Source organism: Metapseudomonas boanensis (genome assembly GCF_042232855.1).
Classification (GTDB): Bacteria; Pseudomonadota; Gammaproteobacteria; order Pseudomonadales; family Pseudomonadaceae; genus Metapseudomonas; species Metapseudomonas boanensis.
In genome coordinates this window covers 4,792,156-4,815,493 of the sequence record NZ_CP113889.1, presented here as the reverse complement: position 1 = coordinate 4,815,493, position 23,338 = coordinate 4,792,156, and the positions used below count along the sequence as shown (strand labels likewise).

Sequence of the window (23,338 nt, the reverse complement as noted above, 5' to 3'; positions counted from 1 at the left end):
ACGCTGCTTTTGTTCTTGCCTCCTCTCTCTTCGGCGAGAGGGCTGGGGAGAGGGTGGCAAGAACGGCAGGAGACGGTATTCGTGTCTGACCCGGGATCCCACACCCCCGTCCCTCTTCCGAAGGGAGAGGAGAGACAAGCGCTCGCCGAGCATCGGCGCTGCCCCGCGCTGCTGATTGCCGCGCCGGCCTCGGGCCAGGGCAAGACCACCGTCACCGCGGCCCTGGCGCGCCTGCATGCCCGACAGGGCAAGCGCGTGCGGGTATTCAAATGCGGGCCGGACTTCCTCGATCCAATGATCCTCGCCCGTGCCTCTGGCGCGCCGGTCTACCAGCTCGACCTGTGGATGGTGGGCGAGGCGGAAAGCCGCCGGCTGCTCTGGGAGGCGGCGGGTGAGGCCGACCTGATCCTGATCGAAGGCGTGATGGGGCTGTTCGACGGCTCGCCTTCGGCCGCCGACCTGGCGCGGCGCTTCGCTGTGCCGGTGATGGCGGTCATCAATGGAGCTGCCATGGCCCAGACCTTTGGTGCCTTGGCCGTGGGCCTGGCGACCTATCAGCCGGACCTGCCGTTTTCGGGTGTACTGGGTAACCGTGTTGGTAGCCAGCGCCACAGTGACCTGATCCGCGACAGCCTGCCGGAGTGGATCCGCTGGTACGGCTCGCTGCCGCGCAGTGCTGATGTCGAGCTGCCGAGCCGGCATCTGGGCCTGGTGCAGGCCGAGGAGTTGGCAGACCTGGACGCGCGGCTGGATGCGGCCGCCGATGCGCTGGCGGCGTCAGCCTCCGTGGAGCTGCCACCTGCCGTCGAGTTCGCCGCGCCGCAAGGCGACGCGCTGGACCAGTGGCTGGGCGGGGTGCGAATCGGCGTAGCTCGTGACACCTCCTTTGCCTTCCTCTACCAGGCCAATCTCGACCTCCTGCAGCGCATGGGTGCCGAGCTGGTGTTCTTCTCCCCCTTGGCCGATACGCAGCTGCCGGACGTGAACAGTCTTTACCTGCCTGGAGGCTACCCCGAGCTGCACTTGCCGCAGCTGGCCGGCAACCGGGCCATGGCTGAGGCCATCCTCGCCCACCACGCGGCGGGAAAGCCGATCCTCGCCGAGTGCGGCGGCATGCTTTATCTGTTGGACGCCCTGACTGAAGTCGAAGGCGAATCCGCCGAGTTGCTCGGCCTGCTGCCGGGGCAAGCGCGCATGCAGAAGCGCCTGGCAGCGCTGGCGTTGCAGGAAGCGGCCTTGCCGGAGGGGAGCCTGCGCGGTCATACCTTCCACCATTCACTGCTGGAAACCACGCTGGAGCCGCTCGTTCGCGGCCTGTGCCCGAACGACAAGCCAGTGGCCGAATCGGTGTTCCGCATCGGCCGTCTGACGGCCTCCTACATCCACTTCTACCTGCCGTCCAACCCTCGGGCGGCTGCGGAGCTGTTCCAACCATGAGCGACCAAGGCTTCAGCCTCGAGGAGCGTGCGGCGGTCTACCGTGCCATTGCCGAGCGCCGTGACATGCGCCATTTCAGCGGTGGCAAGGTGGCGCCTGAGCTACTTGCCCGTGTGCTGGAAGCTGCGCACCAGGCGCCGAGCGTTGGGCTGATGCAGCCCTGGCGCTTTATCCGCATCAGTAGCCTGGAGTTGCGCGGGCACATCCATCGCCTGGTGGAGGCGGAGCGGGTACGCACCGCCGAGGCACTGGGCGAGCGCTCGGATGAGTTCATGCGGCTGAAGGTCGAGGGCATCCGCGACTGCGCGGAACTGCTGGTGGCCGCACTGATGGATGGCCGCGAGGCCCATGTGTTTGGCCGCCGTACTCTGCCGGAAATGGACTTGGCGTCGCTTTCCTGCGCGATCCAGAACCTCTGGCTGGCGGCCCGTGCCGAAGGTCTGGGCATGGGCTGGGTTTCACTGTTCGAGCCGCAGGCGCTGGCCGAGTTGCTGGGCATGCCGGAGGGCAGCAAGCCGGTTGCGGTGCTCTGCCTGGGACCGGTGACCGAGTTCTACCCGGCGCCCATGCTGGCGTTGGAGGGCTGGGCGCAGCCGCGCTCTTTGGATGAGTTGGTATTCGACAATCAGTGGGGGCACCGCGAATGAGCATCGGATTGCTGAGCCTGGGGGCTGTGGCGCTGGACGCCCTGTTCGGTGAACCACGGCGTTGGCACCCGCTGGTAGCCTTCGGCAAGCTGGCCAATCGCCTTGAGCATCGATTCAACACGGGTGGACGTGGCTGGCGCAGCCACGGCGTCACCGCCTGGGGGGTGGCGGTGCTGCCGCTGACGATCGCCGTCTGGGTGCTTTCGGAGCTGCCCTTTATCGGCTGGCTGGTCGGCGTGATCGCGCTGTATGCGGCCATCGGTCTGCGCAGCCTCAACGAACATGCCGAGCCGGTGGCCAATGCCTTGCAGGCCGGCGATCTGGATGAGGCGCGGCGACGGGTCGGCTATATGGTCAGCCGCGAAACCCGTGAGCTGGATGATCCCGCCGTGGCCCGTGCGGCTACCGAGTCGGTGCTGGAGAATGGCAGCGATGCGGTGTTCGCCGCATTGTTCTGGTTTGCTGTCGCCGGGGCGCCGGGCGTGGTCCTGTATCGCCTCAGCAATACCCTGGACGCCATGTGGGGCTACCGCAACGAGCGCTTCGAGCGCTTCGGCTGGGCTGCGGCACGCATCGACGACGTCCTCAACTACATTCCCGCGCGTCTGGTGGCGCTGACCTATGCACTGCTCGGCAAGACCCGTCTGGCGCTGCGCTGCTGGCGGCAGCAGGCACCGCTGTGGGACAGCCCCAATGCCGGGCCGGTGATGGCCGCTGGCGCCGGTGCACTGGGTGTGACCCTGGGCGGCCCGGCGATCTACCACGGTGAGCTGCACGAGCGACCGAGGCTGGGTGAAGGCCCGGTTGCCCGTGCGGACGATATTGGTCGGGCCATGGACCTGGTTCGCCAGGGCGTGCTGCTCTGGCTGGCCGTGCTGATTCTGGGAGGCTGGCTCCTTGCTTGAACATGGCGGGCGGCTGCGCGTCGCTGCGCAGCGCTACGGCATCGCCGAGGGCGATTGGCTCGACCTCTCCACCGGCATCGCCCCTTATGGTTGGCCCTTGCCGAGTGTTCCGACCTCGGCCTGGGCGCGGCTTCCCGAGTGGGACGACGGCCTCGAAGAAGCTGCGCGCCAGTACTACGGCACGGACCAGCTGTTGCCGGTGGCCGGCTCCCAGGCTGCGATCCAGGCGCTGCCGCGCATGCGTGAGCGTTGCCGGGTCGGCGTCCTTTCGCCGTGTTACGCCGAGCATTCCGCCGCCTGGCGCCGCGAAGGCCATGAGCTGGTGGAGATCGATGCGGATACCGCCGAGCGTGAGCTGGAACGTTTCGACGTGGTGCTGGTGGTCAACCCGACCAACCCCACCGGCCTGCGCCTTTCGCCGGAGCGGCTGCTGGCCTGGCATGCTCGGCTGGCGCAGCGGGGCGGTTGGCTGCTGGTGGATGAAGCTTTCATCGATTGCACGCCGGAGCAGAGCCTTGCGGGTCATTGCCCGCGGTCCGGCCTGCTGGTGTTGCGTTCCTTCGGCAAGTTTTTTGGCATGGCCGGCATTCGCCTCGGTTTTGTGCTGGCCGAGCCGCGCCTGCTGGATACATTGAATGAATGGCTGGGCCCCTGGACCATCAGCGGCCCGGCGCGGGCGGTCGCCAGGGCTATTCTGCTCGATCAGCCCGGCCAGGCACTCCAGCGTCAGCGCCTGCTGCAGGACGGCCAGCGCCTGGAGGGCCTGCTGCGCGATTGTGGTCTGCCACCCACGGGAGGTTCGGCGCTGTTTCAGTGGCTCGCCCGCGATGATGCGCCAATCCTGCATGACTTCCTCGCCCGGCGCGGCATTCTCACTCGTTTGTTCGAGCACCCGGCCAGCCTGCGGCTTGGCTTGCCGCCGGACGCAGCCTCCTGGGCACGCTTGCAGCGAGCCCTGACCGAATACACTAGGGAGCGCCCATGACGACCTTGATGGTGCAAGGCACCACCTCCGATGCCGGTAAAAGCACCCTGGTGACGGCCCTGTGCCGTTGGCTGAAGCGCCAGGGCGTTGCCGTGGCGCCTTTCAAGCCACAGAACATGGCGTTGAACAGCGCGGTAACCACCGATGGCGGCGAAATCGGCCGCGCCCAGGCTGTCCAGGCGCAGGCCGCGGGCCTGGCGCCACACACCGATATGAACCCGGTGCTGCTCAAACCGAACACCGACATCGGCGCCCAGGTAATCATCCACGGCCGCGCGGTGACCAGCATGAACGCCGCCGCGTACCACGACTACAAACGGGTGGCGATGCAAGCAGTGCTGGAGTCCCACCAACGCCTCCTCGATAACTATCAGGTGGTGATGGTCGAAGGCGCAGGGTCGCCGGCCGAGATCAACCTGCGCGCCAACGACATCGCCAACATGGGGTTTGCCGAGGCGGTGGACTGCCCGGTGATCCTGATCGCCGACATCGATCGCGGCGGCGTCTTCGCTCATCTGGTGGGGACCCTGGAGCTGCTTTCCGAAAGCGAGCAGGCGCGGGTCCAAGGCTTCGTGATCAACCGTTTTCGCGGCGATATCGCCTTGCTCCAGTCGGGCCTTGACTGGCTGGAACAGCGCACCGGCAAACCGGTCCTGGGCGTGCTGCCGTACCTCACTGACTTCCATTTGGAGGCCGAGGACGCCATCGATCTGCGCCAGTCCGCCAAGGCGGATGACCTGCTGCGGGTGGCGGTGCCGGTGCTGCCACGCATCAGCAACCACACTGATTTCGACCCGCTGCGCCTGCATCCGCAGGTGCAGCTGATCTTCGTCGCGCCCGGCCAACCGATCCCGCCGGCCGACCTGATCATCCTGCCCGGCTCCAAGAGCGTACGCGCTGACCTCGCCCGGCTGCGTGAGCATGGCTGGGACACGGCACTGCAGCGCCACCTGCGCTATGGCGGCAAGGTGCTGGGCATTTGCGGGGGCTACCAGATGCTCGGCCGCAGCATTGCTGACCCGCATGGCCTGGAAGGACCCGCGGGGGAGAGCGAAGCCCTTGGCCTGCTGGAAATCGACACTGTACTGGCGCCTGAGAAGCAACTGCGCAACGTCAGCGGCTGTCTGCGCCTGGAAGATGCTCTGGTGCGCGGGTACGAAATCCATGCCGGAGTCAGCTCCGGCGAAGGTCTGGCCAATCCTGCCGTGACGCTGGATGACGGCCGGCTGGACGGTGCCCGCAGTGCCGACGGCCAAGTCATGGGCACCTACCTGCACGGGCTGTTCGAGTCCACCGCAGCCTGCACTGCCATCCTGCGCTGGGCCGGCTTGCAGACGGTGCAGAAGGTCGACTACCACGCCCTGCGCGAGCGTGATATCGAGCGCCTGGCCGACCAGGTCGAAACGCACCTGGATACGGGCAAATTGCGCGAACTCTGCGGCCTCTCCGTCCTGAGTCGAGGAGAAGCCGAATGCGCGAATTGATTTTGGGCGGGGCCCGCTCCGGCAAGAGCCGCCTAGCCGAGAAGCTCGCCGCGGAAAGTGGCCTGAAGGTGATCTACATCGCCACCAGCCAGCCTCTGGACGCCGAGATGAACGAGCGGGTGGCCCACCACCGCGCCCGCCGTCCCGATCATTGGGGGCTGGTGGAGGAACCCGTCGAACTGGCACGGGTGTTACGCGATTACGCGGCGGCTGACACCTGTCTGCTGGTGGATTGCCTGACGCTCTGGCTGACCAATCTGCTGATGCTGGACGACCTGGCACGCCTGGACGCAGAGCGCGAAGCGTTGCTGGGTTGCATCGGCGAACTGCCCGGCCGGGTGCTGCTCGTCAGCAATGAAACCGGGTTGGGGGTCGTCCCCCTCGGTGAACTGACCCGTCGGTATGTCGATCAAGCCGGCTGGTTGCACCAGTCCCTGGCCGAGCGTTGTGAGCGCGTGACCTTCACCGTCGCCGGCCTCCCCATGTTGCTGAAGGGAGCGAATTGATGAGTCTTCAATGGTGGCAGTCCCCTTGCCAACCCCTGGACATGGTAGCCCGCGCCAGGGCGCAGGCCCGCCAGGACCAGTTGACCAAACCACGCGGTGCCCTGGGTCAGTTGGAAGACGTGGCCATCACCCTGGCAACCCTGCAGGGGTGCGAACGGCCGCAGATCCTTCGGCCCTGGTTCGCAGTCTTTGCCGGCGACCATGGTGTGGTGCAAGAGGGCGTGTCCGCTTATCCGCAGGCAGTTACCGGCGAAATGCTGCGCAACTTCGTGCGGGGTGGCGCGGCCATCAGCGTTCTGGCGCGCAGCCTGGGCGCCACCCTGGAATTGGTGGACCTGGGCACGGCGTTACCGCTGGAGCCCTTGGCCGGTGTGTTGCATTTGCAAGTCGGGACGGGCACGGCGAACTTCGCCCGTGAGCCAGCGATGACTGCCGCGCAATGCCTGATTGCCCTGGAGGCGGGGCGCTCCAGCGTGGAGCGTGCCCTGGCCGCCGAGGCTGATCTGTATGTCGGTGGTGAGATGGGGATCGGCAACACGACCACTGCCAGCGCACTGGCTTGTGCGCTGCTTGATCTGCCTGTCGCCAGACTGGCGGGCCCCGGCACTGGGCTGGACGGTAGTGGCGTAGCACGCAAAATGGCGGTGATCGAGCGCGCCCTGGCACTGCACGTAGCAGCATGCAACAGCCCGGAAGAAACCCTACGCCGGCTTGGCGGGTTTGAAGTGGCGGCATTGACCGGGGCTTATCTCGCCTGTGCCCAGCGCGGGTTGCCGGCGCTGGTCGATGGCTTCATTTGCAGCGTGGCGGCCTTGTGCGCGGTGCGCCTGAATCGGGCCTGCCGCGACTGGTTGCTGTTCTCCCATCGATCTGCGGAGCCGGGGCATGTTGCCGTGCTTGCCGAGTTGCAAGCCGAGCCCTTGCTCGACCTCGGCCTGCGTCTGGGCGAGGGCAGCGGCGCGGCGGTTGCCCTGCCATTGCTGCGCCTGGCCTGCGAGCTGCACGATGGCATGGCCACCTTCGCCGAGGCGGCGGTTTCGGACCGGTCGGCATGAGGCTCGACCTCTTGCGCCACGGCGAAACCGAGCTGGGCGGTGGCTTTCGCGGCAGCCTGGATGATGCGCTGACTGAAACCGGATGGGCGCAGATGCATGCCGGCATCGAAGGTGGCGGGCCCTGGGATGTGGTAGTCAGTTCGCCATTGCAGCGCTGTGCGGCCTTCGCCCATGACCTGACGCAGCGCCATGCTCTGCCGCTGCAGTTGGAACCGGACCTGCGGGAACTGCATTTCGGCCTCTGGGAGGGCCGTAGCGCCGCCCAGCTGATGGAGGACCACGCCGAAGCGCTGGGCCAGTTCTGGAATGATCCTTACAGCTTCACGCCGCCCGAGGGGGAACCGTTGTTGCAGTTTGAGGCGCGGGTGCTGGCTGCCGCCGAACGCTTGTTACCGCGTTTTATAGGCCAGCGCGTATTGCTGGTCACCCACGGCGGGGTGATCCGCATGCTGGTGGCCCGCGCCCGCCAATTGCCTCGTGCGCAGCTGATGCAGGTGGAGGTGCCGCATGGCGCCTTGTTCCGCTTGCAGTTCGATGAGGCTGGCGGACTGCGGGAACAGCCATGACTCCGTTGCTGATCGCCCTGCAATTTCTCACCCGCTTGCCGGTTCGCCTATCCGGAATGCCGGCACCGCCCCAGTTGGGGCAGTCGCTGCTCTGGTATCCCCTCGTGGGGTTGCTGGTGGGCGCGATGCTGCTTGGCTTGGCCGAGTTGCTGGGCGGGCGTTTGCCGCTGTTGCAGGCGGCCCTGCTGTTGGCGCTCTGGGTTGGTATCAGTGGAGGGCTGCACCTGGACGGCCTGGCCGATACGGCTGACGCCTGGGTGGGCGGATACGGCGACCGCGAACGCACTCTGGCGATCATGAAGGACCCACGCAGCGGGCCCATCGCCGTGGTGGTGCTGGTGGTAGTGCTGTTGCTGAAGTTCGCGGCTCTGGTGGCGTTGCTCGGGTCCGGCCATCTTGCCCCCTTGCTGCTGGCGCCCTGGCTGGCGCGGGGGCTGCTACCGTTGATGTTCCTGTCTACGCCTTATGTGCGGGCGGGCGGCTTGGGTGAGGCGCTGGCCTCGCATCTGCCGCGTCGGGTGCTGCCTTGGGTGTTGGTTGTCAACGGCGCGGCGGTGCTGCTGTTTGGGTGGATGGGGCTGCTGGCGCTGGGGATCTCGCTGTTGGCGTTTGCCTGGTTGCGTTGGCGGTTCGTACAGCGCCTGGGTGGTACGACCGGGGATACGGCGGGGGCGATGGTGGAGTTGGTCGAGGTTTCTGTTTTGGTGGGTATGGCCCTTGCCCTCTCGCCTGGCCCCTCTCCCTGAAGAGGAGATAGGGGCCAGGCGAGAGGGCTGTGGTCAGTCAGGAAACGCCTCTTTCGCCGCTTTCCAGATGCTGGCCACCATCGGCTTCTGCCGGCGGAACCTCAATCCCTGCAATAGCTTTGCGCGCAAATGCTGCCAGCGCTTCTGCTCCGCATCCGTCTGCTGCGACCTCAACTGCCTGGCGAACTCAAGTCTCTCCATGATCCTTCCTTCGATTCCTGGGAAAGCCCAATCGTGGCGCTCAGTCCAGTTCGGAATGCTCCTGGGGCATGCGCGAATACGCTGATTGAGACCATGCCGCCCATCACCCGACACAACTTCCCGTTGACCCGAAACCAACTGCGGGTATATACACGCACTCATGTTGCCGACCCAATGCCTCTGCACAAAACTGCGCCGTGCCACACGCAATGTGAATCGGCTCTATGACGAAGCCCTTGCCAGCATTGGGCTCAATGCCGCCCAGTATTCGCTGTTGAAGAACCTCTCGCGCCTCGATCAGCCAAGCATCACCAGCCTGGCTGAAGCCATGGGCCTGGACCGGAGCACGCTAGGGCGAAACCTGAGGGTGCTGGAGGGTAAGGGGCTGGTGCTGCTCGAAGGCGGGGAGGACCAGCGCAATCGCCTGGTGTCCCTGACCGTAACGGGTCGAGATGTCCTGGCTCAGGCATCGGTGGCTTGGGAGCATGTGCAAGCGCAGTTGGCACAGCGGATCGGGGCGGAAAAGCGTGCGGCGCTGATGGCGCTGCTGGATGATCTGGAACATCTCGACTGATTATTTCGCGATAAAGCGGGTATCTACCCGCAAAGGAACCTCTTATGACTTCGGTATGGCGTACCAGTGGATGGATTCTTCTTGGTGCATCGATGATCCTGGCACTATCGCTGGGCATCCGGCACGGCTTCGGTCTGTTCCTGGCGCCGATGAGTGCGGAGTTTGGCTGGGGGCGTGAAGTGTTCGCCTTCGCCATTGCCCTGCAGAACCTGATCTGGGGGCTGGCGCAGCCCTTTACCGGTGCGCTGGCGGACCGCTTTGGCGCAGCCAGGACCGTCGTGGTTGGCGGCGTGCTCTATGCCGTTGGTCTGGTGTTGATGGGATTCTCGGACTCAGCCTTGTCGCTCTCGCTGAGCGCCGGCCTGTTGATCGGCATCGGTCTGTCAGGGACCTCCTTTTCGGTGATTCTCGGTGTGGTGGGCCGCGCGGTGCCAATGGAGAAGCGCAGCATGGCAATGGGTGTCGCCAGTGCAGCGGGTTCTTTCGGCCAGTTCGCCATGCTGCCGGGCACCCTGGGGCTGATTGGCTGGTTGGGCTGGTCTTCGGCCCTGCTGGCGCTGGGCTTGCTGGTGGCGTTGATCGTTCCGCTGGTCGGGCTGCTCAAGGACAATCCGCTGCCACCCCAGGCCCACGAGCAGACCCTGGGTCAGGCATTGCGCGAGGCGACTGCGCATCCCGGTTTCTGGCTGCTGGCGCTGGGCTTCTTCGTCTGTGGCTTCCAGGTAGTGTTCATCGGTGTGCATCTGCCGGCCTATCTGGTGGACCAGCATCTGCCTGCCCAGGTCGGTACCACGCTGCTGGCGCTGGTGGGGCTGTTCAACGTGTTCGGAACTTATATCGCCGGTTGGCTGGGTGGACGTTTTTCCAAACCCAAGCTGCTGACTGTGCTGTATCTGCTGCGCGGCGTGGTAATTGTCGCCTTCGTCTATTCGCCTCTCAGCATCTGGAGTGCATACGCCTTCGGCATGGCCATGGGGCTGCTCTGGCTTTCCACTGTGCCGCTGACCAATGGCACCGTGGCAACGTTGTTCGGTGTCCGTAACCTGTCCATGCTTGGTGGTATCGTGTTCCTCTTCCACCAGTTGGGCGCCTTCCTCGGCGGTTGGCTGGGCGGTTACCTTTATGACCAAACGGGTAGTTACCAACTGGTATGGCAAATATCCATCTTTCTCAGCCTGATGGCCGCCATTCTGAACTGGCCGGTACGCGAGCAGCCGGTGGCTCGGTTGCAGACGGCCGGAGCCGTATGAACCGGAACCTGGCCTGGGCTCTGGGCGCGGGGTTGTTCGCCCTGATGCTGGCGCTCGGTTGGTGGGGCTGGCAGCAGGGCGGCCTGGCTCTATTACAACTGGGTATGAGCCTTTGCTGAAGCCATGATTGTCGGCTGACTGTGCCAGGGGTAGCGTAAGCGGATCGATCGAACAGGAATTCACCATGAGAGCATTGCCAGTGTTATCCCTGGCCCTGGCGCTATTCGGGGGGCAGGCCCTGGCCGCCGAATGTCCGAGCTTGCTGCAACATCAGTTGCCGCAATTGCGCTCGAAGGAAACCATCGACCTGTGCCAGCGCTTTGCGGGCAAGCCATTGCTGATCGTCAATACTGCCAGCCACTGCGGCTTCACGCCGCAGTTCAAGGGGCTGGAAGCGCTCTACAAGCGCTACAAGGAGCACGGCTTGGAGGTGCTCGGGGTGCCTTCCGACGACTTCAAGCAGGAGGCCGCTGACACCGCTGAAACCGCCAAGGTCTGCTACGTGAACTATGGCGTGACCTTTGCCATGACCCAGCCGCAGCATGTCACCGGCGACGAGGCGATACCGCTCTACAAGGAGCTGATCAGCCAGTCTGGACAGTCGCCGCGCTGGAACTTCTACAAGTACGTGGTGGATCGCCAAGGCAAGGTGATTGCCCACTTCTCCAGCCTGACCAAGCCGGATGATCCAGACTTGATCGAGGCCGTTGAACGGGCCTTGGCCAGCAAACCCTGACAGCGAAATAAAAAATAGCCCGGAGCAGTCCGGGCTTTTTGTGGGTGATGCCTCGAATCAGAAACGAAAGGTCACCTGGGCGCCCAAGCCGTGGGCGCTGTTCTTGAAGGTGGAGCTGTAGCGCAGTTTGCCCGGGCTGGTCTGGTTGATGTCGGCGTCGTCTTCCTTCAGGTAGGAATAGGCGACGTCGACGGTCACATCGTCGCTTGGGCTCCAGGCGGCACCCAGGCTGAAGATCTTGCGATCGTCGGTGGGAATACGCGGCGAACGGAACTCGTTTCGAGTCGGTGACTGGTCGATTGCGAGGCCCGCACGCAAGGTCCATTGCGGGTTCAGCTTGTACGCTGTGCCCACGGCGTAGGCCCAGGTGTCACGCCATTCCTGTTCTTCGGTAATGGTGCCGAGGGCCGGGGCCAGCAGACCGCGTAAGCCTTCGTTCTCGACCTTGATCTCTTTCAGGCGGCTCCAGCGGGTCCAGGTGCTGCCGGCATAGAGGGTCCACGCGTCATTGAGTTCGTGGGTTATCGAGAAGTCGACCGACTCTGGCGTCTCCAGGTCCAGCGAAGCATCGTACTTGCCAGCCGAGCTGCCGAGCACTGGACCGCTACCGGAGACGGTGGTGTCCCCCTGGAGCGTGTAGTCCACTTTGGAGTGGTAGGTCAGTCCGAAGCGAGTTTTCTCGTCCAGCTCGAACAGCACTCCGGCATTGAAGCCGAGCGCGGTGTCATCGCCCTTGACCTTCACCTTGCCGTCGTTGCGACCGGGGGACAGCGGGTTGAGGACCGAGGAGGTCAGTTCGCCGTCAATGCGGTTGATGGTGGGGCCAAAGCCGACTGACAGTTGATCGTTGATGCGGTAGCTGATGGTCGGCTGCAGGGTGATCACGCGGACTTCGCTGCGGTCGCCGTAGTAGCGGCCTGCGTAGCCGGTTTCGTAGTCGGTGATCAGGCCGAACGGCACGTACATGCCAAGGCCGAAGCTCCATTTGTCATCCAGCGGTTTGACGTAATAACCCATGGGCGCCGCCACAGCCGGCACCATATCGCCGTCGTTGCTGCCACCGAGGTGCTGCGGGCATCGTCGATGTCGGTGCGAGCATAGATCATTGCTGCACCGGCGCTGATCTGTTCGCGCTTGAGGCGGGACATGCCGGCCGGGTTACCGAATACCATGGTGGCGTCATCGGCCGAGGAGGAGCGGCCTGCGAAGGCTGTGCCCATGCCGCTCACACTCTGCTCGTTGATGGCGAATCCAGAGGCCAGGCTGTAGCTGGAGGCGGCCCCGATCGCGAGGGTGAGGCCGGTTTTGAGGGCGCGATTGATCACGGTTAACTCCTGAGCGGTGTCGCGAAAGGGGCGGCACGCTAACAGGATTCGCAGGCCCTTTCCAGCTCGGAGTTTGTAGCCAATCTACGTAATCATGTTGGATTGTAGGACAAAAACGTAGTTATCTTCTTCGATCGTGTATTTCGCCAGAGTGAATGCTTTTCTGACTGATCGGTCAGTGAACGATTTCACGCTACGCGGCTCAGCCCGCTGACATGATCCCGCCAGGCATCGAGGAACTCCCGGGGGCTTCCGTCCGGGCGAAATACCTGGCGCCAGACCATGGCCATGCCGATCAGGTCATCGGCGGCGGGCATGACCAGGATGCTCGACTCCACCAGCATCCAGGCAATGGCCGTGGCATAGCGGAGGTTGACCGTGAGCTCGAGGTGCGGTGCGGCGAGGAACGCGTGCTGGCTGGCCAGGCCGCGCACCTGGCTCGCCAGGTCGGGGTCGTGCGCCAAGTGCTGGTCCCAGAGGCATTGGTGGCGTTCATCGCTGATGCGATAAAGGCCACGGCCGAGTTTGTCGTCGAGTGCACTGCCGAGCGCCGACTGACAGGCAGCGGCGCCCAGTAACAGGGCTTCGGCGGTAGGGGAGGGGCGGCGCAGGTAGAGGAGCGTCGGACGGATGACTAGTTCACAGAGGTCGCTGGCGGCAATTCCCATATAGCCCTCGCGGAGATTGCCGGCGGGACCGGGGCGTTTGGCAGCTTCTCATCGTTATCGTGAAGGCCCCGCCGGGAGCGGGGTTAGCCGCTCAATTTCAAGTCTAGTGCGATATGTCGGCTGTAAAGGACTGTTTTTAAACCGTTTCAGGCTTTTGGTTATTGTCTATATAGCTGGCTGTGCTTTATGGGCAGGAACGCTTGTGGGTGCGAATTTATTCGCAATGGGCCGCGCAGCGGTCCCGCGGAACACATGGCAGGCTTCTGGCCTGCTTTGCGAATAAATTCGCACCCACACAGATGCCAGGGACCTGGTGCAGGCTCAGTCACCCTTCGCCATCGGGCGGGACGGATCGGTGATCCACTCACTCCAGGAGCCGGCATACAGGCGCGCCAGGGGGTAGCCGGCCAGGCTAAGGGCGAAGAGGTTGTGGCAGGCGGTTACGCCAGAGCCACAGTAGGCCACGAGATCGTCAGCCGGGCGCTCTCCAAGCAGGGCGGCGAAGCGTCGCTTGAGCTGCGCGGCGGGCAGGAACCGGCCGTCTGTGCCCAGGTTGTCGGTGAAGACGGCGCATTGCGCTCCGGGGATATGCCCGGCCACCGGGTCGATGGGTTCGACTTCGCCCTTGAAGCGTGGCAGTGCGCGGGCGTCCAGCAAGGTCAGGTCGCTTTGGCCAAGTAGGCTTTGCAGGCCTTGTGCGTCCACCAGCAGGCTGGCATCCGGTTCGCCTTGGAAGTCGCCTGCTTTGATGGTCGGCGGCACGGCAGTCAGCGACAGACCGGCATCACGCCAGGCCTTCAGTCCCCCATCGAGGAGGAATACCCCGTCCCGTTTGCCCAACCAGGCCAGCAGCCACCAGGCGCGGGCGGCGAAGGCGCCAGGGCCATCGTCATACAGGACGATGTTGCTGTCGGCGCTAACGCCCCAGGTGCGCAGCTTCTCGACGAGTTCTGTGGCGGCGGGCAGGGGATGTCGGCCGGTTACGCCCTTGTTTACCGGACCGGAGAGATCATGCTCCAGGTCAGCAAAGAGCGCGCCGGGGACGTGGCTCTCGGCGTAGCTGCGCTGGCCATAGGCGGGGTCCTCGAGTGCAAAACGGCAGTCGAGGACGACCAGGCCGGGTTCATGCAGGCGGGCGTTGAGCTGTTCAGGGCTGATGAGTTGCGCGAGCGACATGGTGTGTTCCTTGTCGGGAAGTTGACCGTAACCAACATCATAGGGAGGTGCGCAGCGTAAGTCGCGTTGCTGCGCATGCTCTTACCCGCGGGATTGCTCAGTCGCGCGCTGCACGCAGGCGCTGAAAACCGGCTTCGAGGTCGGCAATGAGGTCGTCGGGATGTTCCAGGCCGACGTGCAGTCGCACTAGTGGACCTTCTGCATTCCAGGTGGTGGCGGTGCGATGCGAACTCGGTCGGGTGAGCAGGATCAGGCTTTCGAAGCCGCCCCAGCTGAAGCCCATGCCGAACAATTGCATGTCATTCAGCATGGCGCGAATGGCGGATTCGGTGATGGGTTTGAACACCACACCGAACAGGCCACAAGCGCCGGTGAAGTCGCGCTTCCAGATGTCGTGGCCCGGAGCGCCAGGTAGCGCTGGGTAAAGCAGACGCTCCACCTCCGGCTGAGCGGACAGCCATTCGGCCACGGCATGGGCGTTGCGCTGGTGGCGTTCCAGGCGCGTCGACAGGGTGCGCAGGCCGCGAAGTGCCAGGTAGGCGTCATCGGCGCTGACCGAAAGGCCCAGTTGCTTGTAGAAGCCACGGATACGCGGGTAGAGCGCCTCGGTGGTCATGATCACGCCCATCAACACGTCGGAATGGCCGACGATGTACTTGGTGGCCGCGTGGATCGAAATGTCGACGCCGTGCTTGAAGGATGGGAAATGCGCGGGAGTGCCCCAGGTGTTGTCGAGCATGACCAGGGCTCCACGAGCGTGAGCCGCGTCAGCAATAGCCGGTATATCCTGAACCTCGAAGGTCAAGGAGCCGGGAGATTCGACGAAGACCACGCGGGTATTGGGTCGGATCAGGTCGGCGATGCCGGCGCCGATTAGCGGATCGTAGTAGGTGGTTTCTATGCCGAAGCGCTTCAGGGTTTCGTCGCAGAAGGCTCGCGTCGGGTCATAGACCGAATCGGTCATCAGCAGGTGGTCGCCTGGTTGCAGCGTTGCCAGCAGGGCGGTGGTCAGCGCGCTCAGGCCGCTGGGCGTGAGCATGGCGCCATAGGCGCCCTCCAGCTGGCAGAGCGCCTGCTCCAGTGAGCGGGTTGTGGGGTTGCCGTGACGGCCGTAGGTATTGAGCGTGCCGTGTTGTGCGTGCAGCGTTTCGACAGTGGGGAACAGCAGCGTGGAGGCACGGTAGACCGGGGTGTTGACGGTGCCGCCGATCTGGCCCCGCTCGCGGCCCTCATGGGCCAGCAGTGTTTCAATATGAAGTTTCCGGTCGTCCACCTGGGTGTTCCTCATGCCCGCAAAGTCTTGATTCGAGCGCTTTGTGGCGGGTTGTACGCAGGCGCTCTGATAGGGCAAACCTTACGCAAGTATCGTGAGAAAAAGTTTGCGTTCATAGCAGGAGCAAGGCGAGCCAATAGAAAATTATCCTACGGGACTGATATCTAGAGGAAATATTTTCCTGCACACCTGTCTTGCGCTGATCAAATAGCCTGATCGGCGATGGAGAGGCGTCATGCAGCGTCGTCAGCTCTGGCTCAGGTGACCCATCGGCAGGGCCGTGGTGTGCTTGATCACTTCCATGGAGAAACCGGCGCTGACATCCGACAGGTCCGCGACGCGAATCAGCCGTTTGTAGACAGCGTCGTAGCCCTTGATGTCGGGGACGACGATCTTCAGCAGATAGTCGATGTCGCCGCTCATGCGGTAGATCTCGACGATCTCGGGTATCGCGCGCGTGCCCTCGACGAACTGCCGGGTCCAGTCATCGCTGTGGCGGCTGGTGCGAACGGTGACGAAGACTGTGACGCCCAGTTGCAGCTGTTCGGGGTCGCAGAGCACCACCTGCTTCTGGATAACGCCTGTTTCGCGCAGCCGCTGCAGGCGACGCCAGCAGGGTGTGGGGGAAAGGTTCACGGCCTCCGCGAGGTCGGCGAGGGAGATCGATGCGTCCTGCTGCAGGAGGCTCAGTATCTGCAGGTCTTTCTTGTCCATGGGGCGGGTCCGTGCTGGTCGCTGCGGGCGGGGCTAATCGATGATTCCCGACATCATAAGGACCGGCGCGATCGAAGTCGCGTGGACCTGTAAGACCTCTAGGAGCGGGCCTGCTCGCGAATACGCTAGCGCAGGGCTCTTCGCGAGCAGGCCCGCTCCTACGATGGGTCTCAATGAATCTTCAGCCGCCCGATCCGGTCGTTGTCCAGGCTGCCCATATAGAGGTAATCGCCCACGGGTTTGGCTGAGGTGATCATGCGTAGGTGGCTGCCGCTGGCGTCGTGGAGGCTCTGGGTGATCTGCCCGTTTTCATCGATGGCCAGCACCAGGCCGTAGGTAACCGGCTTGGGCCAGAACATGCGCGGAAGCTTGGCGAGCTGGGCTTTCAGCCACGGCTGGGTGTGCAGGAAGTCGGCGTCGGCCTTGCGTGGTGAGGGCAGGGCGACCCAGAAGGTGCCCTGGCGGTCACCCTGCAGGTTGTCCGGAAGGCCCGGCAGGTTGTCGATGAACACGTCCTGGGTGCCCGCCTTCTCGCCGCTCAGCCAAAAGCGGGTGATTCGGTAGCGGTAGGTCTCGTTGACCAGTACGAAGTCTTCCTTGGCCGACAGCGCCACACCGTTGGCAAAGTAGAGGTTCTTGAGCAGTACTTCGGTCTTGCCAGTCGCCGGATCGAAGCGCAGCAGGCGGCCGTGCGGCCGGGCTTCGAGCAGGTCGAGCAGGTAGTCCGGCTGCTGGAACTTGCTGGAGGCGTCGGTGAAGTAGATGCGACCGTCGCGGGCGATATCCAGGTCATTGGTGAAGCGGAATGGCACGCCGTCGGCTTCGGTGGCCAGGACCTGGATTTTCCCGCTCTGGGCAAGGCGCAGGAGGCCTTTGTATGCATCTGCAACGATCAGGTTGCCTGCGGCATCGAAGTCCATGCCCAGCGGGCGTCCGCCGGTTTCGACGAAGGTTTCCGGAGTGCCGTCGGCGGTGATGCGCACGATCCGCCCGTCGTGCAGGCTGGCATAGGTGCGGCCCTGTGCGTCGACGGCGGTATCTTCCGGTCCGTGGATCTGCCCCTTGGCCAGTAGGTCGGCCTTCATCAAGGTGTCGTTGGGCTCGAGGGGGCCGGTCATCAGTGGTGCCTGAGGTGCCTGCCAGGCCAGCGGGTCGATGGGGCTGGGGGTGACGGCGAGGTAGATCGCCAGGGCGGCGGCGAGGAGGCCGATCAGGCCCAGAAGCTTCTTCATGGCATTCCCTTTTATGGATCTTGTCGGATAAGGCGCGCGCAGGATAGGGAGCGCAAGAAAATGCGGCAAGCCGCGAATGCTCAGCAATTGCCAGGGTCGATATATACTGCGCGCCATTGATTCAAGGAGAGCCCTGTGGCTATCGACATTACCTGGATACGCGACGACGCTGAACTGGCGAGCTATTGCGCCGAGTGGCAGCGCCTGCCTTTCGTGGCCCTGGACACCGAGTTCATGCGGGTCGACACCTTCTACCCGAAGGCCGGTCTGATCCAGGTCGGAGACGGCAAGCGGGCCTACCTGATCGACCCTCTGCTGATCGGCGACTGGACTCCTTTCGCCAGGCTGCTGGAAAACAGCGCCGTGCTCAAGGTACTGCATGCCTGCAGCGAAGATCTGGAGGTCTTCCTGCGCCTGACGGGAGCCTTGCCGCAACCCTTGCTGGATACCCAGCTGGCCGCGGGCTACCTCGGCATCGGCTATTCGATGGGCTACTCGCGCCTGGTGCAGAGTGTCCTGGGCATCGACCTGCCGAAGGACGAAACCCGTTCCGACTGGCTGCAGCGTCCACTGACCGAGATGCAGGTGCGCTATGCCGCCGAAGACGCCCAGCATCTGGCGGAGCTCTATGCAGCCCTGGCTCCTCGCCTGGTAGAGCCAAAACTGTCGTGGATTCTGGAGGATGGCGCCGAACTAGTCGCCAACCTGCGCCGAGAAGTAGTGCCCGAGGAGCTGTATCGCGAAGCGAAGCTCGCCTGGAAACTGTCCCGCGCCCAGCTCGCCGTGCTCCGCGAACTCTGCGCCTGGCGTGAGATCGAGGCTCGCCTGCGTGATATGCCACGCAACCGCATACTGCGTGAACACTCGTTATGGCCCCTTGCGCGGTTCCAACCGGATAACCTGGTGGCCTTGGCACGCATCGACGATATGCACCCGCGCACAGTGCGCCAGGACGGCAATACGTTGCTTAAATTGATCCGAGAGGCTGCCGAAACGCCACCGGCCGACTGGCCGGAGGCCATTCCTGAGCCGTTGCCGCCAGAGGCGTCGGGCTTGCTGAAGACACTGCGTGCGGTCGGCCAGGCCGAGGCTGAGCGGCTGGGCATGGCACCTGAGCTGATGCTGCGCAAGAAACATCTCGAGGCCTTGCTCAAGACGGGTTTCCCCAACGGACCCTATCAGTTGCCCGATGCCCTGAAGGGCTGGCGCCGTGAGCTGATGGGGCAGGCGTTGCTGGATACGCTGGCTGCTTCAAACCAATGATTGACTTCGCCGTGCCAAATGGCACGGTATGCCCCGCGAGCCTGAACATGAAACGAATCTGCTCCATCTATAAAAGTCCGCGCAAGAATGAGATGTACCTGTACGTCGACAGGAGCGAAGCCCTGTCCCGGGTGCCTGAAGCGCTGCTGACCGCTTTCGGTGCTCCCGTGCATGCCTTCGACCTGGTGCTTACGCCCGAGCGCAATCTGGCCCGCGAGGATATTGCCAAGGTGCTGGAGAATATCGAGAAGCAGGGCTTCCACCTGCAGATGCCGCCGGGTGAGGAGGAGTACATCGAGCACCTGCCGGAAGAACTGCTGCGGATGAACGACCCAATCTGATGAATGTCCTGATCGCCGAAGACGACTTTGCGCTCTACGCCGACCTGTTACGGGCAGCGGAGCCCGGCTTGCAGCTACATGCGGGGCGCGAGGTCGAGCACCTGCTCGCTATTGCCGGGCAATGCCCGGTCTGGCTGGGGGAGCCGGACTTGCTTGCCCAGCTGCTGCGCAACGGCTGCAAGCCTGACTGGGCCCAGTCGACCTGGGCCGGCATCACCCCACTGCTGGCTGCCGACCTCCCGCACGACTATCGGCTGAGCCGGGCTGTGGGCATTTTCGGTCAGGTGATGGCGGAATATGTGCTTGGTTACATCCTCGCCCATGAGCGGCAATTGCTGTCACGGGTTGCCAGCCAGGGTGAGAAGCGTTGGGACAACCGCCTGCCCAGCAGCCTGGAGGGCAAGCGAGTTCTGATCGTCGGCAGCGGTGATATCGGCCAGAGCGTGGCGGGTTTTCTTGCACCGTTCGGGGTCGAGCTGCACGGCATCACCCGCGAATCGCGTCCGCAGGAGCCTTTCGAGCAGGTCCACAGCTTGGACGCCCTTGCCGAGCAGGCTGGCTGGGCGGACTACCTCGTCAACCTGTTGCCGGACACGCCGGCAACCCGCGATGTCTATGACGCCGCACTATTTGCCCGGATGAGTCCGAGCGCGCTGTTCATCAATGCAGGCCGCGGTGTCGCGGTAGTGGATGCCGACTTGGTGGCGGCACTGGAGGCGGGACAACTGGCCGGCGCGGTGATCGACGTATGCCGCGAAGAGCCCTTGCCCACCTGGCATCCCTTCTGGACAGCACCCAACCTGCTGCTGACCGGCCATAGCTCGGCGCCCACCTTGCCTAGCGCCATGGCACGGTTGTTCATCGATAACCTGCGTCGGTTCCATGCCGCTGAGCCCCTGCGGGGCACGGTGGATTTCAAGCGTGGTTATTGAGCGACAGACTCCGTCGTAGGAGGGAGCCTGCTGGCGAAGCCCGCACCCACGGCATTCGCCAGCAAGCTGGCTCCTACAGGGTAGTTCCAGTTCCGTGATGGAGTTGTCCGGTCATCCGTAACCAACGGTCAGCTATGCTTGGCCCGTACCCTCGGCACGACTAGACTACGCGCCCCTTTATCCTTGTCCTCATGCCATGGCCGCCAAAGTAGAACCCTTCTGGAAGCGCAAGACCCTCGACCAGCTCGATCAGGAGGAGTGGGAATCCCTCTGCGATGGCTGCGGCCTCTGCTGCCTGCAGAAGCTTGAGGATGAGGACGATGGCAGCGTTTATTACACGCGCGTCGCCTGCAAGCTGCTTGACCTCAATACCTGCCGCTGCACCAACTACGCGAACCGCCGCCAGTTCGTCGCCGATTGCATCCAGCTGACGCCGGCCCAGGCTGATGAGTTCCGCTGGCTGCCGCCTAGCTGCGGTTACCGCCTCGTGGCCGAGGGCAAAGACCTGCCGCCTTGGCATCCACTGGTCTGCAATGACCCAGAAGCGGTGCACAAGGCGGGCATCTCCCAGTCTGGACGGATGCTGAGCGAAAACAGCGTCGCGGAAGACGATTGGGAGGATTACCTGATTTTTCGCGCGGGCTGATTCCGCCCAGGGATCAAACCGCCGCCAACCGAGTCTCAGGGATTGACCGTCATGTCCTTAAGGAAACCTTCCTCGATGTTCGCCCCTCGCCAGTTGCTGCTATCCACTGCCTTGCTGACTCTGAGTGCGCCACTACTGGCGGCCAAGCGGGTCGATCTCGACTATCAGGTTCGTTTTTTGCCGGAGAGCGACCAGGCCGAAGTCAGCCTGACTCTGGAGCAAGGGGAAGCGGTGCGTCACCTCCGCTTCGACCTTGGTGACAAGGGCTATTACAGCGACTTCAAGGCTACCGGGAGCTGGCAGCAAGAAGACCTAGGCCACGGCACCTGGACGCCTGCTGCCGGCAAGGCCAGCCTGAGTTACCGGGTGCGGATCAGCCACCCGCGCGAAGACGGTCGCTTCGACGCCCGCATGACGCCTGATTGGGCCCTGCTGCGCGGCGATGACCTGGTGCCCAGTGCCCGGTTGGACCTGGTCGAGGGCAACGAGTTGGTCTCCCGCATGACCGTCGAGCTGCCCAAGGATTGGAAGGCGGTCGAAACCGGATGGCCGCGGATCGGCAAGAACCGCTTTCGCATTGATAACCCTGAGCGACTCTTCGATCGCCCCACTGGCTGGATTCTGGCCGGCAAGCTTGGCAGTCGGCGTGCCACCCTGGGCAATACCGACGTCACCGTCAGCGCGCCGGTCGGTGAGGGGATGCGCCGTATGGACATCCTGACGCTGTTGACCTTCGTCTGGCCCCATGCACAGGAGATTTTCCCGCGTGAGCCGGGCAAGTTGCTTATCGTCGGCGCCAACGACCCCATGTGGAGAGGCGGGCTGTCTGCACCTAATTCCTTCTTCATGCATTCGGCGCGGCCGCTGGTGAGCGAGAACGGAACCAGCTCACTGTTGCATGAGCTGGTCCATGTGTTCAGCCGTATCCGGGATACAGACCGCAGCGACTGGATCAGCGAAGGCATCGCTGAGTACTACGCCATCGAGTTGATGCGCCGCGCCGGTGGCCTCAGCGACGATCGCTATGCGCTGATCCGCAAGCAGTTGGGGCAGTGGAGCCGCAAGGTCGAGTCCCTGCGCGATGAGCATGCCAGCGGGCCGCTCACTGCACGCGCGGTGCTGCTGTTGCAGGACCTGGACAAGGAAATCCGCCTGAAGACCGATGGCAAACATTCGGTGGACGATGTCACCCGCGGCCTGATGCGCCTGGACAAGGCCAGCACCAAGGATTTCATCCAGATCAGCGAGAACCTGATCGGCGGCAGCTCCGAAGTGCTGGGAACCAAGCTGCTGCGGTAAACCGCGCAATACCTGGTCGTACGACTCCTCGTAGGAGCGAGCTTGCTCGCGAAGGCAACCAACCGCGCCCGTTTGCAAGCAAGTTCGCTCCTACAAAGGCTATCTGGATCTGCTGTGTCATTACCGGTTCAGCAACTCCAGCAAGGCCGCGGCCGCAGGTTCGGATGAAGCAGGGTTCTGACCGGTCACCAGGTTGCCGTCAGCCACCACGTGCGGCTGCCAGTCTGCCACCTTGGAATAGTGGCCGCCCTGGGCCTTGAGCTCGTCCTCGAGCAGGAAGGGCACCACCTCTGCCAGCCCCACCGCGATTTCCTCCGAGTTCGCAAATCCGGTCACGGCGTTGCCCTGCACCAGCGGCGCGCCGTCCGGGGCCTTGGCGTTGAGCAGGACGGCCGGGGCATGACACACGGCGCCTACAGGTTTGCCCGCGGCGTAGAGCGATTCGATCATCACGATGGAGTGGGGGTCGTCGACCAGGTCCCAGAGCGGGCCATGGCCGCCGGGATAGAACACGGCGTCGAAATCGGACGGCACCAGTGTGTCGAGCCTCAAGGTATTGGCCAGTGCTCGACGGGCTTCGTCATCCTCGTTGAAACGGTGCGTGGCCTCGGTCTGCGCGGCCGGGTCATCGCTTTTCGGATCGAGCGGCGGCTTGCCGCCTCGAGGCGAGGCGAGCACCACCTCGGCGCCGGCATCGCGGAACGCAAAGTAGGGCGCGGCGAATTCCTCTAGCCAGAAACCGGTCTTGTGGCCAGTGTCGCCCAGGCGGTCGTGGGAGGTCAGTACCATCAGGATCTTCATTGTGATCTCCTTGCGGATCCGTTTGCAGGCCGTTGGAAAACTGCCTGCGTTGGCAATGCTGCGTTAAAACCGGTCCGGGACGCGGCGTCTCAAAGGTTCATATACAGCACGCAAACTCCGCTTTTCGACCGTTTCTGCCTTGTCTTGCCTGCCTCGCCTGCGTTCTTCAACGGTCGTTTACCGAACGGCCAGTTACCAGGCTATTCCTTGCTCTTCAACAGGTCGCCGATGGCGGCGAAGGCCTTGTAGGTGGTGCGCGGGGCCGGGCGGGCACCGGGTTGTTCTTCACTGTGCCATTGCTGATCGGTGTAGCGGGAGTGCTCGTTGTCATGGCAGTAAAGGCAGAGCAGCTCCCAGTTGGAACCGTCGGGTGGATTGTTGTCATGGTTGTGGTCGCGATGGTGGACGGTGAGTTCACTCAAGCGCTTGCCGCTGAATTCGCGACCGCAACGGCCACAAACCCAGGGGTAGAGCTTCAGCGCCTGCTCGCGGTAACTGTGCTCACGACGCTTGCGCTCTTCTTCGAGCAGCCTGTCCAGCTTGCTCGGAGAGGATGTCGGCTTATCGCTGCCCATT

At 63.8% G+C, this 23,338-nt stretch carries 26 protein-coding genes and 1 pseudogene; 18 read left to right on the top strand and 9 right to left on the bottom strand.

Going from position 1 to position 23,338, the window contains the following annotated elements; all coding sequences use genetic code 11:
* Positions 1 to 168 precede the first annotated feature (168 nt).
* From OXH74_RS22480 to OXH74_RS22440, 9 genes are read left to right on the top strand one after another with little or no spacing between them, the layout of a single operon-like run.
* Positions 169 to 1,437 carry a cobyrinate a,c-diamide synthase gene (locus tag OXH74_RS22480; protein ID WP_375741665.1) on the top strand — a complete coding sequence of 423 codons (1,269 nt, stop codon included), beginning with the start codon at positions 169 to 171 and terminating at the stop codon, positions 1,435 to 1,437.
* A complete protein-coding gene (gene bluB, locus OXH74_RS22475; RefSeq protein ID WP_375738936.1) occupies positions 1,434 to 2,084 on the top strand; it encodes a 5,6-dimethylbenzimidazole synthase in 651 nt (216 codons plus the stop codon). The genes OXH74_RS22480 and bluB overlap by 4 nt, the downstream gene beginning before the upstream one ends.
* Positions 2,081 to 2,989 (top strand): adenosylcobinamide-phosphate synthase CbiB, encoded by a 909-nt coding sequence (gene cbiB, locus OXH74_RS22470; protein WP_375738935.1) that lies wholly within the window; start codon positions 2,081 to 2,083, stop codon positions 2,987 to 2,989. Before bluB ends, cbiB begins: the two co-directional genes overlap by 4 nt.
* Positions 2,982 to 3,974, top strand: a complete 993-nt coding sequence (gene cobD / locus OXH74_RS22465; RefSeq protein WP_375738934.1) for a threonine-phosphate decarboxylase CobD — start codon at positions 2,982 to 2,984, stop codon at positions 3,972 to 3,974. The genes cbiB and cobD overlap by 8 nt, the downstream gene beginning before the upstream one ends.
* Entirely contained in the window at positions 3,971 to 5,458 is a 1,488-nt protein-coding gene (locus OXH74_RS22460) for a cobyric acid synthase (protein ID WP_375738933.1), read from the top strand. The genes cobD and OXH74_RS22460 overlap by 4 nt, the downstream gene beginning before the upstream one ends.
* Positions 5,446 to 5,964 (top strand): bifunctional adenosylcobinamide kinase/adenosylcobinamide-phosphate guanylyltransferase, encoded by a 519-nt coding sequence (gene cobU / locus OXH74_RS22455; RefSeq protein WP_375738932.1) that lies wholly within the window; start codon positions 5,446 to 5,448, stop codon positions 5,962 to 5,964. The genes OXH74_RS22460 and cobU overlap by 13 nt, the downstream gene beginning before the upstream one ends.
* Positions 5,964 to 7,019 carry a nicotinate-nucleotide--dimethylbenzimidazole phosphoribosyltransferase gene (cobT, locus tag OXH74_RS22450; protein ID WP_375738931.1) on the top strand — a complete coding sequence of 352 codons (1,056 nt, stop codon included), beginning with the start codon at positions 5,964 to 5,966 and terminating at the stop codon, positions 7,017 to 7,019. Before cobU ends, cobT begins: the two co-directional genes overlap by 1 nt.
* Positions 7,016 to 7,585: an alpha-ribazole phosphatase family protein gene (cobC, locus tag OXH74_RS22445; RefSeq protein ID WP_375738930.1), complete on the top strand. Its 570-nt coding sequence runs from the start codon at positions 7,016 to 7,018 to the stop codon at positions 7,583 to 7,585. The genes cobT and cobC overlap by 4 nt, the downstream gene beginning before the upstream one ends.
* Positions 7,582 to 8,331: an adenosylcobinamide-GDP ribazoletransferase gene (locus OXH74_RS22440; protein WP_375738929.1), complete on the top strand. Its 750-nt coding sequence runs from the start codon at positions 7,582 to 7,584 to the stop codon at positions 8,329 to 8,331. The genes cobC and OXH74_RS22440 overlap by 4 nt, the downstream gene beginning before the upstream one ends.
* 33 nt (positions 8,332 to 8,364) lie before the next feature.
* On the opposite strand, the gene OXH74_RS22435 is transcribed toward OXH74_RS22440, so the two are convergent.
* Complete coding sequence (locus OXH74_RS22435; RefSeq protein WP_375738928.1) at positions 8,365 to 8,532, bottom strand: DUF559 domain-containing protein; 168 nt, start codon at positions 8,530 to 8,532, stop codon at positions 8,365 to 8,367.
* A gap of 160 nt (positions 8,533 to 8,692) precedes the next feature.
* Between OXH74_RS22435 and OXH74_RS22430 the strand changes: the two genes are divergently transcribed.
* The 4 genes from OXH74_RS22430 (at position 8,693) to OXH74_RS22415 (ending at position 11,092) form a co-directional block, all read left to right on the top strand.
* Entirely contained in the window at positions 8,693 to 9,106 is a 414-nt protein-coding gene (locus OXH74_RS22430) for a MarR family winged helix-turn-helix transcriptional regulator (protein WP_375738927.1), read from the top strand.
* Positions 9,107 to 9,150: 44 nt separating this feature from the next.
* Entirely contained in the window at positions 9,151 to 10,356 is a 1,206-nt protein-coding gene (locus OXH74_RS22425; RefSeq protein ID WP_375738926.1) for an MFS transporter, read from the top strand.
* Complete coding sequence (locus OXH74_RS22420; RefSeq protein ID WP_375738925.1) at positions 10,353 to 10,475, top strand: hypothetical protein; 123 nt, start codon at positions 10,353 to 10,355, stop codon at positions 10,473 to 10,475. The genes OXH74_RS22425 and OXH74_RS22420 overlap by 4 nt, the downstream gene beginning before the upstream one ends.
* Positions 10,476 to 10,540: 65 nt before the next feature.
* Complete coding sequence (locus OXH74_RS22415) at positions 10,541 to 11,092, top strand: glutathione peroxidase (protein WP_375738924.1); 552 nt, start codon at positions 10,541 to 10,543, stop codon at positions 11,090 to 11,092.
* A 57-nt stretch (positions 11,093 to 11,149) separates the two neighbouring features.
* Here the strand turns inward: OXH74_RS22415 and OXH74_RS22410 are convergent.
* The 6 genes and pseudogenes from OXH74_RS22410 to OXH74_RS22385 form a co-directional block, all read right to left on the bottom strand.
* Positions 11,150 to 12,414 (bottom strand): annotated as a pseudogene (locus tag OXH74_RS22410) (OmpP1/FadL family transporter).
* A 191-nt stretch (positions 12,415 to 12,605) separates the two neighbouring features.
* Positions 12,606 to 13,085 carry a hypothetical protein gene (locus tag OXH74_RS22405; RefSeq protein ID WP_215375385.1) on the bottom strand — a complete coding sequence of 160 codons (480 nt, stop codon included), beginning with the start codon at positions 13,083 to 13,085 and terminating at the stop codon, positions 12,606 to 12,608.
* Between the two features lie 321 nt (positions 13,086 to 13,406).
* On the bottom strand, positions 13,407 to 14,261 hold the full coding sequence (locus tag OXH74_RS22400; protein ID WP_375738923.1) for a sulfurtransferase: 855 nt from the start codon (positions 14,259 to 14,261) through the stop codon (positions 13,407 to 13,409).
* A 97-nt stretch (positions 14,262 to 14,358) separates the two neighbouring features.
* Positions 14,359 to 15,534: a cystathionine beta-lyase gene (gene metC / locus OXH74_RS22395; protein ID WP_375738922.1), complete on the bottom strand. Its 1,176-nt coding sequence runs from the start codon at positions 15,532 to 15,534 to the stop codon at positions 14,359 to 14,361.
* A gap of 246 nt (positions 15,535 to 15,780) precedes the next feature.
* Positions 15,781 to 16,248, bottom strand: coding sequence for an Lrp/AsnC family transcriptional regulator (locus OXH74_RS22390; protein WP_375738921.1), 468 nt, complete (start codon positions 16,246 to 16,248; stop codon positions 15,781 to 15,783).
* Between the two features lie 170 nt (positions 16,249 to 16,418).
* On the bottom strand, positions 16,419 to 17,480 hold the full coding sequence (locus tag OXH74_RS22385) for an SMP-30/gluconolactonase/LRE family protein (RefSeq protein WP_375738920.1): 1,062 nt from the start codon (positions 17,478 to 17,480) through the stop codon (positions 16,419 to 16,421).
* A gap of 135 nt (positions 17,481 to 17,615) precedes the next feature.
* Here OXH74_RS22385 and rnd point away from each other — a divergent pair, with 135 nt between their 5' ends.
* The 5 genes from rnd to OXH74_RS22360 all read left to right on the top strand — a co-directional run bounded on the left by rnd (position 17,616) and on the right by OXH74_RS22360 (position 21,961).
* A complete protein-coding gene (gene rnd, locus OXH74_RS22380; RefSeq protein ID WP_375738919.1) occupies positions 17,616 to 18,743 on the top strand; it encodes a ribonuclease D in 1,128 nt (375 codons plus the stop codon).
* Positions 18,744 to 18,790: 47 nt separating this feature from the next.
* On the top strand, positions 18,791 to 19,084 hold the full coding sequence (locus OXH74_RS22375; protein WP_375738918.1) for a YcgL domain-containing protein: 294 nt from the start codon (positions 18,791 to 18,793) through the stop codon (positions 19,082 to 19,084).
* The gene (locus OXH74_RS22370) at positions 19,084 to 20,016 is read left to right on the top strand and encodes a D-2-hydroxyacid dehydrogenase (protein ID WP_375738917.1); all 933 of its coding nucleotides are present in this window, start codon (positions 19,084 to 19,086) and stop codon (positions 20,014 to 20,016) included. Before OXH74_RS22375 ends, OXH74_RS22370 begins: the two co-directional genes overlap by 1 nt.
* Before the next feature lie 196 nt (positions 20,017 to 20,212).
* Positions 20,213 to 20,662 carry a YcgN family cysteine cluster protein gene (locus OXH74_RS22365; protein WP_375738916.1) on the top strand — a complete coding sequence of 150 codons (450 nt, stop codon included), beginning with the start codon at positions 20,213 to 20,215 and terminating at the stop codon, positions 20,660 to 20,662.
* Between the two features lie 75 nt (positions 20,663 to 20,737).
* Complete coding sequence (locus OXH74_RS22360; RefSeq protein WP_375738915.1) at positions 20,738 to 21,961, top strand: hypothetical protein; 1,224 nt, start codon at positions 20,738 to 20,740, stop codon at positions 21,959 to 21,961.
* 120 nt (positions 21,962 to 22,081) lie between these two features.
* On the opposite strand, the gene OXH74_RS22355 is transcribed toward OXH74_RS22360, so the two are convergent.
* Positions 22,082 to 22,762: a type 1 glutamine amidotransferase domain-containing protein gene (locus tag OXH74_RS22355; RefSeq protein WP_375738914.1), complete on the bottom strand. Its 681-nt coding sequence runs from the start codon at positions 22,760 to 22,762 to the stop codon at positions 22,082 to 22,084.
* A 200-nt stretch (positions 22,763 to 22,962) separates the two neighbouring features.
* On the bottom strand, positions 22,963 to 23,337 hold the full coding sequence (locus OXH74_RS22350; protein ID WP_215375409.1) for a YajD family HNH nuclease: 375 nt from the start codon (positions 23,335 to 23,337) through the stop codon (positions 22,963 to 22,965).
* Between the last annotated feature and the right edge of the window lies 1 nt (position 23,338).

Excerpts from the sequence above, each read along its gene's own strand:
- bluB (WP_375738936.1), top strand. The coding sequence starts at position 1,434 with ATGAGCGACCAAGGCTTCAGCCTCGAGGAGCGTGCGGCGGTCTACCGT.
- cbiB (WP_375738935.1), top strand. The coding sequence starts at position 2,081 with ATGAGCATCGGATTGCTGAGCCTGGGGGCTGTGGCGCTGGACGCCCTG.
- OXH74_RS22460 (WP_375738933.1), top strand. The coding sequence starts at position 3,971 with ATGACGACCTTGATGGTGCAAGGCACCACCTCCGATGCCGGTAAAAGC.
- cobU (WP_375738932.1), top strand. The coding sequence starts at position 5,446 with ATGCGCGAATTGATTTTGGGCGGGGCCCGCTCCGGCAAGAGCCGCCTA.
- cobT (WP_375738931.1), top strand. The coding sequence starts at position 5,964 with ATGAGTCTTCAATGGTGGCAGTCCCCTTGCCAACCCCTGGACATGGTA.
- cobC (WP_375738930.1), top strand. The coding sequence starts at position 7,016 with ATGAGGCTCGACCTCTTGCGCCACGGCGAAACCGAGCTGGGCGGTGGC.
- OXH74_RS22440 (WP_375738929.1), top strand. The coding sequence starts at position 7,582 with ATGACTCCGTTGCTGATCGCCCTGCAATTTCTCACCCGCTTGCCGGTT.
- OXH74_RS22435 (WP_375738928.1), bottom strand. The coding sequence starts at position 8,532 with ATGGAGAGACTTGAGTTCGCCAGGCAGTTGAGGTCGCAGCAGACGGAT.
- OXH74_RS22430 (WP_375738927.1), top strand. The coding sequence starts at position 8,693 with ATGTTGCCGACCCAATGCCTCTGCACAAAACTGCGCCGTGCCACACGC.
- OXH74_RS22425 (WP_375738926.1), top strand. The coding sequence starts at position 9,151 with ATGACTTCGGTATGGCGTACCAGTGGATGGATTCTTCTTGGTGCATCG.
- OXH74_RS22420 (WP_375738925.1), top strand. The coding sequence starts at position 10,353 with ATGAACCGGAACCTGGCCTGGGCTCTGGGCGCGGGGTTGTTCGCCCTG.
- OXH74_RS22415 (WP_375738924.1), top strand. The coding sequence starts at position 10,541 with ATGAGAGCATTGCCAGTGTTATCCCTGGCCCTGGCGCTATTCGGGGGG.
- OXH74_RS22405 (WP_215375385.1), bottom strand. The coding sequence starts at position 13,085 with ATGGGAATTGCCGCCAGCGACCTCTGTGAACTAGTCATCCGTCCGACG.
- OXH74_RS22400 (WP_375738923.1), bottom strand. The coding sequence starts at position 14,261 with ATGTCGCTCGCGCAACTCATCAGCCCTGAACAGCTCAACGCCCGCCTG.
- OXH74_RS22390 (WP_375738921.1), bottom strand. The coding sequence starts at position 16,248 with ATGGACAAGAAAGACCTGCAGATACTGAGCCTCCTGCAGCAGGACGCA.
- OXH74_RS22385 (WP_375738920.1), bottom strand. The coding sequence starts at position 17,480 with ATGAAGAAGCTTCTGGGCCTGATCGGCCTCCTCGCCGCCGCCCTGGCG.
- OXH74_RS22375 (WP_375738918.1), top strand. The coding sequence starts at position 18,791 with ATGAAACGAATCTGCTCCATCTATAAAAGTCCGCGCAAGAATGAGATG.
- OXH74_RS22370 (WP_375738917.1), top strand. The coding sequence starts at position 19,084 with ATGAATGTCCTGATCGCCGAAGACGACTTTGCGCTCTACGCCGACCTG.
- OXH74_RS22365 (WP_375738916.1), top strand. The coding sequence starts at position 20,213 with ATGGCCGCCAAAGTAGAACCCTTCTGGAAGCGCAAGACCCTCGACCAG.
- OXH74_RS22360 (WP_375738915.1), top strand. The coding sequence starts at position 20,738 with ATGTTCGCCCCTCGCCAGTTGCTGCTATCCACTGCCTTGCTGACTCTG.
- OXH74_RS22355 (WP_375738914.1), bottom strand. The coding sequence starts at position 22,762 with ATGAAGATCCTGATGGTACTGACCTCCCACGACCGCCTGGGCGACACT.
- OXH74_RS22350 (WP_215375409.1), bottom strand. The coding sequence starts at position 23,337 with ATGGGCAGCGATAAGCCGACATCCTCTCCGAGCAAGCTGGACAGGCTG.